General features: G+C 42.6%; 9 protein-coding genes. 3 read left to right on the plus strand and 6 right to left on the minus strand.

All coding sequences use genetic code 11. The features are described from left to right. Nucleotides 1-13: 13 nt before the first annotated feature. A complete protein-coding gene (locus tag L1D46_RS04290) occupies nt 14-1,345 on the minus strand; it encodes a glycoside-pentoside-hexuronide (GPH):cation symporter (protein WP_130049590.1) in 1,332 nt (443 codons plus the stop codon). Nucleotides 1,346-1,369: 24 nt separating this feature from the next. Continuing rightward, entirely contained in the window at nt 1,370-2,698 is a 1,329-nt protein-coding gene (locus L1D46_RS04295; protein WP_167658161.1) for a GH1 family beta-glucosidase, read from the minus strand. A gap of 230 nt (nt 2,699-2,928) precedes the next feature. Between L1D46_RS04295 and L1D46_RS04300 the strand changes: the two genes are divergently transcribed. From L1D46_RS04300 to L1D46_RS04310, 3 genes are read left to right on the plus strand one after another with little or no spacing between them, the layout of a single operon-like run. Next, complete coding sequence (locus tag L1D46_RS04300) at nt 2,929-4,197, plus strand: sugar MFS transporter (protein WP_130049588.1); 1,269 nt, start codon at nt 2,929-2,931, stop codon at nt 4,195-4,197. Between the two features lie 9 nt (nt 4,198-4,206). Beyond that, nucleotides 4,207-6,723 carry an exo 1,3/1,4-beta-D-glucan glucohydrolase gene (locus L1D46_RS04305; RefSeq protein ID WP_239976885.1) on the plus strand — a complete coding sequence of 839 codons (2,517 nt, stop codon included), beginning with the start codon at nt 4,207-4,209 and terminating at the stop codon, nt 6,721-6,723. Next, the gene (locus L1D46_RS04310; protein ID WP_239976886.1) at nt 6,714-7,739 is read left to right on the plus strand and encodes a glycoside hydrolase family 16 protein; all 1,026 of its coding nucleotides are present in this window, start codon (nt 6,714-6,716) and stop codon (nt 7,737-7,739) included. Before L1D46_RS04305 ends, L1D46_RS04310 begins: the two co-directional genes overlap by 10 nt. A 65-nt stretch (nt 7,740-7,804) precedes the next feature. Here the strand turns inward: L1D46_RS04310 and L1D46_RS04315 are convergent, their stop codons facing one another. The 4 genes from L1D46_RS04315 to L1D46_RS04330 all read right to left on the minus strand — a co-directional run bounded on the left by L1D46_RS04315 (nt 7,805) and on the right by L1D46_RS04330 (nt 14,141). Further along, nucleotides 7,805-8,815 (minus strand): cupin-like domain-containing protein, encoded by a 1,011-nt coding sequence (locus tag L1D46_RS04315; RefSeq protein ID WP_239976887.1) that lies wholly within the window; start codon nt 8,813-8,815, stop codon nt 7,805-7,807. Beyond that, a complete protein-coding gene (locus tag L1D46_RS04320) occupies nt 8,815-9,540 on the minus strand; it encodes a SapC family protein (RefSeq protein WP_178926635.1) in 726 nt (241 codons plus the stop codon). Before L1D46_RS04320 ends, L1D46_RS04315 begins: the two co-directional genes overlap by 1 nt. 20 nt (nt 9,541-9,560) lie before the next feature. Beyond that, nucleotides 9,561-11,102, minus strand: coding sequence for a tryptophan halogenase family protein (locus L1D46_RS04325; RefSeq protein ID WP_130049583.1), 1,542 nt, complete (start codon nt 11,100-11,102; stop codon nt 9,561-9,563). A 90-nt stretch (nt 11,103-11,192) separates the two neighbouring features. Then, nucleotides 11,193-14,141 carry a TonB-dependent receptor gene (locus L1D46_RS04330; protein ID WP_239976888.1) on the minus strand — a complete coding sequence of 983 codons (2,949 nt, stop codon included), beginning with the start codon at nt 14,139-14,141 and terminating at the stop codon, nt 11,193-11,195. Between the last annotated feature and the right edge of the window lie 193 nt (nt 14,142-14,334).

Genomic DNA, 14,334 nt, shown 5'->3' on the forward strand with positions numbered 1-14,334 from the left:
TTACTAAACAAAGTTATGGATGCTGCTTTAACGATAAGTCGGCACTGATCTGCTCAACTGTTTGATTATCAAGAATATACCTTTTCATGATAAAAGCGACAAGCATACTACCTATTGCAGGGTAAAGGGTAAATGAAATTAAGATACCCGAAAGTGTCTGCTCACTCAGTTCGGTATTTGCTTCATAGCCATAAAATGCGAGTAACCAACCTGCAATTGCACCACCAAGGGCAAGACCAAGCTTAATAAAAAATACTACGCTCGCGTAAACAAGGCCTGTCAGTCTTTCACCAGTTTTCCATTGCCCATAATCTATGGTGTCAGCCATTTTTGCCCACAATAAAGGGGTCGCCATTTGCGTGAAAAAACACCATAAAAAGTACACCACAAAGGCAAGTATCAGCTGCTCGCCAGGCAACCAAAATGCCACGCAACTAATTGCTGCAGAGATATATTGCAAACGAATATAGGCGGTTTTCTTATCAACTCGTTTACTCAGTGGGTTCGCACAAGCACAACCAAGAATGTTACCTATCATACCGATGGTAACAAAATAAGTGACTAGCTCGGCTTCACCAAGTACATATTTTACATAGTAAATGGCAAGGGTTGTACGTAATACCATACTGGTTAACAGCATAAATGCAGCAAAGCACAACACCTTAAACGGGCCATTTTGCCAAAGCGTGCTCATGCGGTTTTTCCAGCTTAATGATGAGCTGTTATGAGCCGCAACGCGTTCTTTGGTAAAGCGAAAACAAATTAAAAATAGAATGACGCCTAAGCCACTCATCAAGGCCATAGTGAGTTGATAGCCTGTGGCGTTGTCACCTTTTCCAAGCCAGTTGACTAAAGGCAAAGTACAGGCACTGACAATTAAGCCGCCGAGCATGCCAAATACAAATCGATAAGACTGAATAGATACTCGCTCTTTAGGGTCGCCACTTAATACTCCCCCTAACGCTGAGTAAGGAATATTAATAGCGGTATAAACCAGCATCAGTAAAGTGTAAGTAACAAAAGCGTATATGACTTTACCTGACTCAGGTAGGTTTGGCGTGGTGAAGGTGATCATACTGATCACCCCGAATGGTAGGGCAAGCCAGAGTAAGTAGGGACGATAACTTCCCCACTTAGTACGGGTTGAATCAGTTAAAGCCCCCATCAATGGGTCAGTAATTGCATCAACGACTCTCACCACTAAAAACAAGGTGCCAACAATAGCGGGTGAAATACCAAAGATATCAGTATAGAAAAAAGTTAAAAATAACATCACCGTTTGAAAGATGATATTACTTGCTGTGTCGCCTAATCCGTAGGCTATTTTTTCTCTTTTAGTCAGCATGTGTGTTCTCGATTGTTGTTATTTTTATCGCTGTTTAAGTAGTGTGCGATATTGTTTTGCGCTTTCTTTTAAAATGCGTTGTTGGTTTTGATAATCAATATAAACTAATCCAAAGCGCTTTTCGTAGCCATACGCCCATTCAAAGTTGTCCATTAAGCTCCACGCAAAGTAGCCTTGAATATCGACGCCTTGGCGAATTGCATCACAAACCGCATTTAAGTGGGTATGATAATAATCTACACGTTCAATGTCGTTCACTTCACCGTTTTCTAACGTGTCGGCCATGGCTGCGCCATTCTCAGTGATATACATTTTTGGCAAATCATATTGCTGATGCAGTGATACCAAAAGCTCAGTTAAACCTTGTGGGTAAACTTCCCAGCCCATATCTGTAACACGTACACCCGCAAGGCTTGCTTCTTCAAACCAGCCATCAGCGGTATTTTTGTAGTGTATGCGGGTATAGTAGTTAACGCCAATAAAGTCGACGGCTTGGCTAATTATCGCCATATCGCCAGCAACAATAGTGGGCTTAACTTCATCAGCTAAATCATTAAATAAAGATGGGTAAGCGCCTTCTAAAACAGCTTTGATATACCATTGATTATGGTACTGATCAGCAAGTTCTGCGGCTTTTATATCATCGGCTGTTAAAGGGTAGGTCGGGCTGAAGTTTAATACGATACCCGCTTCTGTTTCTGGGCAGTTTTTACGTAATACTTGCATGGCAAGGCCATGAGCAAGCAATAAGTGATGAGCTGCTTGACGACCTGCCTGTTGTGATTTAATACCAGGTGCATGTACACCCACCTCATAACCCAAATAGGCACTACAAAAAGGCTCGTTCAAGGTTGCAAATGAATCAACCAGGTGACCCAAATGGCGAGTCACAAGTTCGGCATATTCTTTGAATTTATAGGCCGTTTCACGATTTAACCAGCCACCATTATCTTCAAGGTATTGGGGTAAATCCCAGTGATATAAAGTGACATAGGTTTTAATATTACGTGCTTTTAAAGCTGTTAATAACTGAACATAAAACGCCATTCCTTGCTCGTTTACCGAGCCATCTTGAAGCATGACTCTAGGCCACGAAATAGATAAGCGGTAAGCATCTACGCTCAAGTCTACAATCATCTCGACATCTTGCTGCCAACGAGCAACATGGTCACAAGCTACATTACCATGACTTTGGTCTGCGATGGTTCCAGGCTTTTCACAAAATGTATCCCAGATACAATCGAGGCGTTGCTCGCGTGCACCTTCAATCTGAAATGAGGCTGTTGCAACACCGAAAGTGAACTCGGGTTTGAGTAAAGGTGAATCAGGTAACAGTGAAATTGATTTATGCACAGTTGATACGCGTCCTTCGGGTTAGTGTAAGACTTAGCTGATTAGAGTTTAGACTCGGCTGTAAGCGCTTACAATTTTTCCGCAAATAAATTGCTAAATATGATTAATATGTTATAAATGTAAGCGCTTACATTTAATGTTGCAACATATTTCGCTATTTGTTGTTAGTGATTAAGTACCAAATTTTGCTGTAACAAACTGATAAATATAATTAACTAGAGAAGAAAATTATGGCTCATGTATCAACTCCTGTTTCGGCTGCTTCAAGCCAAGCAGATATGCCAAAGCAACACTTCGCACTGGCATCATTGACCACATTATTTTTTATGTGGGGATTTATAACTTGTCTAAATGACATATTAATCCCTTACTTAAAAGGTATGTTTTCACTTAACTATACGCAGGCTATGCTCATCCAATTTTGCTTCTTTGGTGCGTATTTTGTGATGTCAATTCCGGCAGGTAAGTTGGTCAGTCGAATTGGCTATCAGCTTGGTATTGTTGTGGGTTTGGTGGTTGCATCCGTTGGTTGTGCACTATTTTACCCTGCCGCTGTTGCCCATGTTTATGAGCTATTTTTACTGGCCTTGTTTGTACTGGCATCAGGTATCACTATTTTACAAGTATCTGCAAATCCTTACGTAAGCGTACTTGGTCCGCAAAAGACAGCCTCTTCACGTTTGACTATGACACAAGCATTTAACTCATTAGGAACGACGGTTGCGCCAATTTTTGGTGGTTGGTTGATTCTATCTGAAATTAGCCAAGCCACGGCAGAAGAAGTGAAGCTACCTTATTTAATGTTGTCGTTAAGCTTATTAATACTTGCCGTTATCTTCGCATTTTTAAAGCTACCAAAACTAGGTAAAGAAAGTGACAGTGAAGCGGCTCATCAAGATTTAGAAGACTTTGTTGATTTAGGCAGTGTTTGGCGTTATCGCCATTTAATTTTAGGCGCCGTAGGTATCTTTGTGTATGTGGGCGCAGAAGTGGCAATTGGTAGCTTCTTAGTGGGCTTTTTGACCCTTGATAATATTGCGGGTTTAGCAGAAAAAGAGGCCGCTCATTATATTAGTTATTATTTCGCAGGAGCCATGGTTGGTCGCTTTATTGGTGCGGCTGTAATGCAAAAATTTAATGCAGGTAAGGTATTAGCATGTCATGGCTTACTTGCCGTAATGCTTGTTGTGATTGCCATGACGGGTGAGGGAAGCCTTGCTATGTGGGCAATTTTACTCGTGGGTCTATGCAATTCGATTATGTTCCCAACGATTTTCAGCCTAGCGCTACATGGTCTTGGTAAATACACCTCTAAAGGCTCAGGCATTTTATGTTTAGCGATTGTGGGTGGTGCAATTATTCCTCTATTACAAGGTATTTTAGCGGATTCTATTGGTGTGCAAATGGCGCTATTTTTACCAATTGCATGTTACTTATACATTACTTACTTTGCGCTGGTTGGCTCAAAAGTATCGACTCAGACTCAGCAATCATCATAGGTGAAAAAAATGAAATTGAAAAAAACATTCACTCTCTGTTCGTTAATGATGGCAAGCGTCAGCATGCTAGGTTGTAGTGGGCAAGACAAGGTTACACACGTGAACGCTGAGCAAGAAATTTGGCCAAACATCGAAACAGGTATTGCAGCAAATCCAGAGATGGAAGCAAAAATTGCGAAAATACTCACAAATATGACTCTAGAGCAAAAAATTGCTCAAATGATCCAGCCAGAAATTCGCGATATTACCGTTGAAGATATGCGTAAATATGGCTTTGGTTCTTATCTTAATGGTGGTGGAGCATTCCCTAACAATGACAAACATGCCAGCGCCGCTGACTGGATTGACCTTGCTGAGAAAATGTATCAAGCCTCTATAGATGACTCGCTCGATGGTAGCTCTATACCTACCATGTGGGGCACCGATGCAGTACATGGTCATAACAACGTTATTGGTGCGACATTATTCCCACATAACATTGGCTTGGGTGCGACAAATAACCCTGAGCTAATCGAAAAAATTGCAGCTGCTACAGCGCAAGAAGTGATGGTAACTGGTATCGACTGGGTGTTCGCGCCAACTGTGGCTGTTGTGCGTGATGACCGCTGGGGTCGAACTTACGAGGGCTACTCTGAAGACCCTGAAATTGTTAAATCTTACTCAGCAGCTATCGTTAGAGGTTTGCAAGGCGCGGTTGATGACGATTTCTTATCTGATAAGCGCGTAATTAGCACTGTTAAACACTTTTTAGGCGATGGCGGTACCGAAGGTGGTGATGACCAAGGTAATAACACGGCATCAGAGCAAGAGTTATTTGATATTCATGCGCAAGGTTATGTTGGTGGCTTAGGTGCGGGTGCACAAACCGTGATGGCGTCATTTAACAGCTGGAATGGTGAAAAAATTCACGGCAGCAAATATCTACTTACCGACGTGTTAAAAGGCAAAATGGGCTTTGACGGTTTTGTTGTCGGTGACTGGAACGGCCACGGTCAAATTCCGGGGTGTACTAATGGCAATTGTGCACAAGCCGCAAATGCGGGCCTTGATGTGTATATGGTTCCGACAGATGCATGGAAACCACTATACGAAAACCTCATCAAGCAAGTGAAAAGTGGTGAAATTGCGCAAAGCCGAATTGATGATGCGGTAACGCGTATCTTACGTGTAAAAATGCGCGCTGGTTTGTTTGATAAACCAAGCCCAGCTAAGCGTCCGCTTTCTGGTAAAACAGAGATTATTGGCAGTGCTGAGCATCGTGCAATTGCAAAACAAGCGGTACGTGAATCATTGGTGCTTTTGAAAAATAAGCAAGCGTTATTACCTCTATCACCAAATACAAATGTATTAGTTGCAGGTCAGGGTGCTGATAACATTGGCATGCAGTCTGGTGGCTGGACGATTACATGGCAAGGCACAGGCAATGAAAATAGTGACTTCCCGGGTGGTAGCTCTATTTTTGATGGCATTAAAGCAACCGTTGAGCAAGCCGGTGGGCAAGTTCAATACGATGAAAATGGTGCCTTTGAGACTAAGCCAGATGTTGCGATTGTAGTATTTGGTGAGCAGCCGTATGCAGAAGGCAATGGTGATTTAGATAACCTTGAATATCAACGCGGTAATAAAACTGATTTAGCACTTCTTAAAAAGTTAAAAGATGCGGGTATTCCTGTGGTGTCACTATTTATTAGTGGTCGCCCAATGTGGGTGAATGCTGAGCTTAATGCTAGTGATGCGTTTGTTGCAACTTGGTTACCTGGTAGCGAAGGTGATGCAATTAGCGATGTTATCTTTAAAAAGCAAGATGGCTCTATCAATCATGACTTTAAAGGTAAGTTATCTTTTTCATGGCCAGATAATCCTGTAGGTAACCAAAATCGTGGTGATAAAGATTATGCGCCACTACTGCCTTATGGCTTTGGTTTAACTTATCAAGATAAAAATACATTAGCGGATGACCTGAGCGAAAAATCACAAGTTTCTGCTAAATTAGAAGACTTAGTATTATTTGAACGTGCCGTAAAAGCACCATGGTCACTACAGTTGCAAAGTGGTTCTGAGCTGCAAGCTATGACCAGCAGCCGTGCAGCATTAAATGCTGTTAGCGTAAAAACCTTTGATAAAGACGTGCAAGAAGATGCGCGCGCAATCAGCTTTAATGGTAAGGAAGCAGCTGCTGTTCGTTTAATGGCGGCGTTCCCGTCGGATCTGCGCTCATACGTTGAAAAAGCTGGTCAGTTAGAAATGCAAATTAAAGTAGATCAAGCTGCTGATGCGCCGTTAATGCTAGGTATGCAGTGTGGTGAAAACTGTGACGGTCAATTTGATATTAGCAAACAAGTTAAAGGTACAAGTGATTGGCAGACGCTAACCGTTGATTTGAGCTGCTTTGCTGAACAAGGTGTGCAGCTTGGGCAAGTGTTCTCACCGTGGCAGTTAGCTACTGAAGGTGCATGGCAAGTATCAATTGCTAAATTATCATTAAGTAGCTCACACACGCAGGACTCTTCAGTCTCATGTCAGTAAAACCATATGTCGTTATTTTGCTAACAGGTGTACTTAGCGCCTGTCAGCAAACTGCTGAGCCTGTCAAAGCTAGCTTAGGTGATGGATGGCAGTTAGTTTGGCAAGATGAATTTTCACAAAATACTCTTGATTTGGCTAAGTGGCAACATGAAGTCAATTGTCGAGGTGGCGGTAATGATGAGCAGCAATGCTACACCGCACGAAGTGAAAACAGTTTTGTCAAAAATGGCTTATTGCATATTGTTGCTCGGCAAGAGCAATACACTGGGCCTTTACATAATCGCGATGAAGTAAGCAGCGATGCTGAGCGAGAAAAGGTGGCAACACAGCCTTTTACTTCTGCACGTTTACGTACTAAAAACTTAGCTGATTGGCGATATGGCCGTTTTGAAATTCGCGCTAAATTGCCTGCAGGACAAGGGGCGTGGCCTGCGATTTGGATGTTACCTACTGATTGGCATTATGGCCGCTGGGCATCTTCAGGCGAAATAGACATCATGGAAGCTGTGAATCTAAAGACCCTTACTGATGACAAAACAGCGCCAACAGGTAGCCTTGAGACACGCGTACACGGCACTTTGCATTACGGTGGTCCTGCGCCAGAAAATGTCTACAGTGGTACGCCTTATCGTTTCAGCGAAGCAGATAACCCGGCTGATAATTTTCATGTTTATGCCCTTGAATGGCAACAAGATGAAATTCGTTGGTATGTTGATGATGTTCATTATGCGACATTTCACCACGACCATTGGTATTCAACATCACAACAACAAGACGGCTCGTTTATAGAAAATAAGGGGTTTGCTCCATTTGATCAGCGTTTTCACTTACTCCTTAACTTTGCTGTAGGCGGAAACTGGCCTGCAAATGTGAATGACAAAGGCGTTGATTTTGCGGGTTACCCTAAGCAAATGCTGGTCGATTATGTACGTGTTTTTCAATGTAGTAAAAATATTGAAACAGGCATTGGTTGTGCAACTACACAGCCATCTGCAGTACAAATAAAGGGTAAGTAAATTATGAGCCAAAAGCCTGCAGATACATCGCCGAACTCGTTGTATCAGCTGGCTTTTGGTTCATTCTATCGGTTGAGCTTTTGTAGTAATAGCTGTCTTAACCTTCTCGCTGTTATTTCGTCGATATCTGCTAATATCCCTTGTACAGGCTCAGCTACATGGCTTGCTAAATCCACATCATCAGCAAAGACATAATGATTAAATAGTTGCTGCCATTTCTGCTTGTGCTCGTTTGGTAAGTCTTTAATCGCCAACATACTGTGCAGCATGGCATCAAATGGGTTTGCCAAATACTCTGGGGCTTGTCGCCACCAATAGTTTACTAATACATTAAATGGCCTGGTCGCGCTAACCTGATGCCACCATAGAGCAGGTATATAGATAGCATCGCCAGGGGTAAGGGTAGCTGATTGAGCCTTTGAAAGAGCCTCTTTAAAACGTGGAAAACGGCTCAAATCTGGGTTACTAAAATCAACTAAGCTAATTGCTTGTCCAGCAGGTGTAAACTCCAGCGGGCCAACGTAAAGGTTATTGACCTGATCGGTTGGCATTAGAGTAAAAGTGCGTTCACCAGCTGCAACACAAGCTAGGTTATCGGCATTGTCATAGTGAGCCGCAATCTGGCTATGATTCCCCACCCAGAGGCTTGTAAGGCAATTATAATCGGTCACTATTAATGGGTTCTCAAGGCTAAAGCCCGGAGCGCAATACTCTACTGCAGTGGAACCCATATACAACGAATCATTATCGGTTTGCGACAGTTTTAATGCTAGTTTTTGCAATACAGCCTGAAGACTATCGGCGTGCTGTGAAAAATTAAGCCCCGATAAATCAGCGTTATAAAAATACCGACCATGATGAATTGCCTCGCTACTAAAGCTTCGCACCGGAGCATTATTGGCAAGACCTAAAAGATAGTCTAAAGCGCTTTTAGAGCCTTGTTTAGCTGCAATTACTTGGGGCCAATCAGCACAGAGATCTCTTATTACCAGTGGTTCAGTAAGCTCAGCTAAAAAAGGTTTAAGATCAGCAATGCTTGAAGCCTGGCATTCTTTAATTGGCGCAGCCGCAAACATTACTGCTGAGCCCATTTTCTATTAAGCAAATGAGGGATTTTTTCCATTGATGCCAACACCATATAAATAGCCTGCAAGTCACCTTGCTGTTGTAACTGCTTAAGTTGCTCAGCGGTTAAATCATGTAGTACCTGTTGGTTAATGGTATAAAAGCCGTTCACTGTGACTTTTTCGCCATTTTTATCCGCATATTCAATACTGAAAGATTCGAGTAAATTAACGCTAAGCAAACGCTCAAAAAAGTGGTTAATTGTTTGATGTTCTTGATGTAACGCGTTAAGTACTTGAGCAATATGGTTTAAATAATCGCTATTACCACCATGTTCAAGAAAAATTGCTTCGCCATCGCGTGTGCTTATGCGTGGGCTATCTAAATCAATATGTACCACCAGTGATTGCTCAGGAATGCCATTGTTATACTGAGTTTGTTGACCAATTAAAAATGGCTGGCGCTGCATACTCAGTGGTAAGTAACTCAGCTGTAATTCACCTTGTTCGTTTAGCAGTAAGTTCTCGCCATTTTCAAAACCAAATAAAGCTAAGGCTTCGAATTGACCTGTTTGAGGGTGCTTACGAAATACGATAGGTTGATTTGCTTGGACTTTAGCAAATTCACTTGGAAATACGGTAGCGCAGCTAATATTATCGCCCCAGTTAGCACCGCGTGTGGTGATGACTTTTAGGTCTTTATGGCTGATGTTATCAAGTAATACATGATTGGCCATTGGGCCTCCTAATGCTGAGATTAAATAGGTTGTATGCCAAATTGCTGAATATGATTTAACAGCTCACGGTTAGTTGGTAGTTGTTGTAATCCGCGTTTGGCTTGTTGTTGGTTAGCACTAAAGTGCTCAATAATAGCCGTTGGCATTGCAAGTACAGGGAATTGTGGTAGTTGTTTCATACCATAAAGTACATACTGGTAACTGGCCGCAGAGAAGACCTCTTGAGTGCGGTCAAAGTCGTTTAGCCACGGGCTTTGATATTGCCAAAGTGCTAAGTTTTCTTGCAGCTGCGCAGGGATTGAGTTTGCCTCTTTATGAGCTTGCCAATAGGGGCTAGTGCGCTTTGACAGCACATAATGCAGCTTTAAAAACTCAATGATACGTTGCCAGCGATAATGGCATTGCTCATCAAAACGCTTTGCCAGTGTCGGCATTGCAGCACGATGAGTGGGGAAATTGGCAAGTAAATTATTAAGACCAAGTTCCACCATGACTAACGCTGAGGCTTCAAGTGGTTCAATAAAGCCTGCAGACATACCAATAGCTAAACAGTTTTTATACCAAAAACGGCGTCTATAGCCGGGGTTAAAACTGATTTCACGAAATGTCAATTCACTTTGTTCTGTGCCAGGCTGGGTTTTTGCAATGTATTGGCTAAGTGCATGTTTCGCATCTTCGCTACTGGCAAAGCGGCTTGAGTACACCATACCAAGACCACGGCGGCTTTGTAGGCCAATATCCCAAATCCAACCCGCATCTTGAGCAGTGGCTTTGGTATAAGAAAGAATCTCTTGTTGCGGGTTTAAATAAGGTACCTGAACGGCAACTGCTCGGTCGTTAAATAGCACATCTTGTTGCTCGATTAGTTCGATACCGTAATGCTGATGTAACAGCTTTGCGTGGGTGCCAGAGCAATCAATAAATATATCACCCGTGATAGCGCCATGATCGTGTGTTTGTAATGAACTAATATAGCCATCCTCATCACTATTGATGCTTTCAACATGGCTGACGATATGCTCAACTTTTAGTTTTGTAGTGCAGTGCTGTTGCAGCAGCATGGCAAACTTACCAGCATCTAAATGATAGCCATAGTTTGCTTCACCTTGATAGGCGCTATGTAAGTGGTTTTTCGGCGCTTTATGGTGATCGCACAAGTAGGTTTGGCTTGCCACTGCGTGACTAAAACTCACGGCATCTTTGTTGGCAAACCAGTAAGGTGCAATATTTAATTGCTGATAAGCCACCGGTAAGCTGAATGGGTGATAATAATGTGCGTCGCCTTCATCGTCGCACCAGCTATCAAAGCGTGAACCCTGTTTAAAAGACGCATCACAGCGTTGAATAAATTCACTTTCGCTAATGCCGATGGTTTTTAAGGTTTGTCGCATGGTTGGCCAAGTACCTTCACCAACACCTATAGTGGCAATATCTGGCGATTCAATTAGTGTAATGTGTGCGTTGTGAGTTAAGTGGGGTTGGGCAGCAATTAAGCCTGCAGATAACCAACCCGCAGTACCCCCACCTAAAATGACGACTTTTTTTACTTCATTCTGTTGCATGTTCAAGGCTACCTAAAATGCTATATAGACAAACTAGCATAATTGCGAAAAAAAAAGCCGCTGTTGAGCGGCTTTTTTGACAACAAAATGCTAGAACGAGTAGCGGAAGCCGATGTTATAGCGCGCACCGTATTGGTTTGCACGTAACAGCTGCTCTGAGTAACGAACGTAGGTACGTTGCGTTTCGTCTGTAAGATTTAGACCTTCAACAAACACCGTTAGTTTTTCATTAACTGCGTAGTTCACATTGATATCCCACTGGCCGTAAGACTCAGTAAAGATAGGTGAAGCATGTTGGTCAAAGCCTGTTAGGAACTCATCACGCCAGTTATAAGAAATACGTGCTGATAAACCGTCTAAATCATAAATTGCTGAGAAGTTAGCTGAATCACTTAAACCAGGTAAAGCAAATTGATAGCCGATTGCATCTCGGTCAGCTTCAACATCACCAAATACGAAAGTCGCGTTGGCTGCAATACCAAAACCTGAATCACCAAACATATGTTGAGCTGCCAGTTCCCAGCCCCATAGATTTGCTGTTTCAACGTTGTTATCACGCGAAATGAAGAAGCTTGCGAGTGGATCTGTATCGTTACCAACGATAGGCGTGCCTTCTTCTGTACCTTGGTTTTCGTTGATCTTATCGTGAATTGCTTGGTCAGATGGTTGCTCACCTGCTGCTGCTAAATCTTCACGAGCTTGCTCTGCACGATCACCAATGAATGGGTCAGTAATGCCGTCGATCGTTTCTTCAGTTGTAATATTAACTAAGAAGTTATCAACTTGCTTACGGTAGTAACCTGCTGATACATAGCTGCCTTCACCGTAGTAGTACTCAAGTGATAGGTCGATATTGTCAGCGGTATAAGGTTTTAAGTTTGGGTTACCTACAGCAACTTTTCGTTGACCAACTTTAGGGTTACCTAAAAATGACGTTGTTGAACGAAGCGCGCCAACTGGAGGGCGAGCAAGGCTTCGGCTGTAAGAGAAACGAGCGATGACGTCTTCAACTACCTCGATGTTCATATCGATGCTAGGTAAAAACTCTTTGCTGCTACCTTCACCATTTGAGAAAGAGCGCTCATCAGCGTAAATGTATGACCACTCGTTACCGTTAACCCATTCCATTGCAACAGCAGGGCGCTCTAAGCTGTTTGCTGTAACATCCGTTGATTCGTAACGTAAACCCGCAGTGATGTTCACTGGCATACCGTTGAACTCTGTTTCGAAGTTAGCTTGTGCGTATACGGCTGTTGTTTCTTCGCTGACACGGTGATCGTCATCGATTGGGCCTGATTGCACCATACCATTTACATCAGCAGGCCAGCTACATGCACCAATGCCGCCATCTGGGTGATCACAGTCAATGCTTTCTGCAATCGCAACGATGTCATCAAAATCAGCATCATAATAGTAATTTAATAGCTTATCGCTACCACCGCCAGAGAAACCGTCAAGTAAACCTGAGCTATCTACTCGAGTGAACATGCTGTCATCGTACCAATCAGCGGAGTTTAACCACCAACCAGCAGCTAGCTGACCTGAATAAGCAGTCGTGGTGCGGAAGTCGATTTTAGTGTGTGACATACCAAAGTTAATGCTCGAAAGAGCACCGCTGTCCTCATTATACCAAGTACCTTTTAGTTGATATTGGTCAAGGTCATTCGTGTTAGTGTCTTTGTTTACACCGGCAAAAAGCGTCCCTAAGTCGCTAGGTAAAATTTCTGCTTGGCCATTAGTTAAGGTCATATCGATTAGCGGAATTTCGCCTTTGCTGAAGTCAGCCATTTTTTCGTCGATATTGACGGTTGGGTTTTCACACCATGAACATGAGGTGTTACCGATGATCATAAATGCATCATGGCCAATACCAACACCGGCACTTTCTGCCGATGAGTTGTGTGCATCAAACTCAATGTTTAAGTTGTCTGTTACTTGCCAATCAATGTTTAAACCAAGCGATTTATTTTCGTTGGTTGTCGCGCCACGATTTAAGTTTGTAGAGTAGTCACCACCAATCTCAGTTACTTGAGTGTAAGTACCGTTTTCATTGATAGTTGCAGCACTTACGTTACCGCCATTATTGAACCAAACACCAAAGCTACGACCATCTTTTTCAAACTCAAGCTTTGAATACGTGTAATCGACTGTCGCTGTAATACGGTCATTAGGTGCATATTGCAGCACAAGTTGGCCATTGGTACGTTTACGTGAATTGTCAGAAAACGCGTAACCAGCATTCTGCGGATACCAAGTAGCACCATCAGCGCGTTGGTTGTTATCTGTGACAGCTAAATCAGGAGATGATGAAATATCAACATTTGGGATCCAGTTATCAACCGCCATTGATTGTTCACGGTTATCACGCTCTTGCACTGAACCTGAAATTAAGATACCAAATTTGTCATCGTTGAATGTGTTGCTGTAAATACCTGAAAGTTCAGGTGTTACATCGCTACCTGTTTCGTTTGATGTATCGTGAACGGCTTTTGCGCCAATCGATGCGTGTAGGCCAGGATTAGAGAGAGGTTTTGCAGTGGTGATATTAACGGTTGCACCAATACCACCGCTAGGGATATCAGAGCGAGCTGTTTTGTATACTTCAACACCACTCACACTTTCAGTTGCGATATCACCAAAATCAAATGAACGACCACCGGTTGTTGGCATTTGACGATTGTTAAGCGTTACTAAGTTAAATTCAGGACCAAAACCACGAACTGTAATTTTGCTACCTTCACCGTTACTTCGGTCAATAGACACACCGGTAATACGTTGTAAAGATTCAGCTAAGTTGGTATCTGGGAATTTACCAATATCTTCTGAAGTAATTGCATCAACAACACCTGCAGATTGACGTTTGATATCCATTGATTTTACAAGACTTCCGCGAATACCGGATACTTGTATTACTTCAATATCACTCGCTTTGTCGGGCTGTTCTTCGGCGACAGCTGAGTGAGGAACTAGCGCGCTTAGACCCATTGCCATAGACAGGCTAATAGCAAGCTGCTTTTTCTTGAAAAGTGTGTGGTTCATGCAAATCTCCAGATTTGGTTTTAAATAATGTTGTCGTCTATTTTTTGTAAGCGCTTACATTTTTTTCCAAAAAAAATCGCCGAACCCGATTTTATAAATGTAACCGCTTACATTACGTTATTGGAAAGTAAAACAATCGTCAATATAAATAACGAGTTAAGATCAGGGTAAATTTCTATGCTTATGTTATTAT

The sequence above is a fragment of the Pseudoalteromonas sp. Isolate3 genome, from assembly GCF_022398505.1.
Lineage (GTDB): Bacteria > Pseudomonadota > Gammaproteobacteria > Enterobacterales > Alteromonadaceae > Pseudoalteromonas > Pseudoalteromonas apostichopi.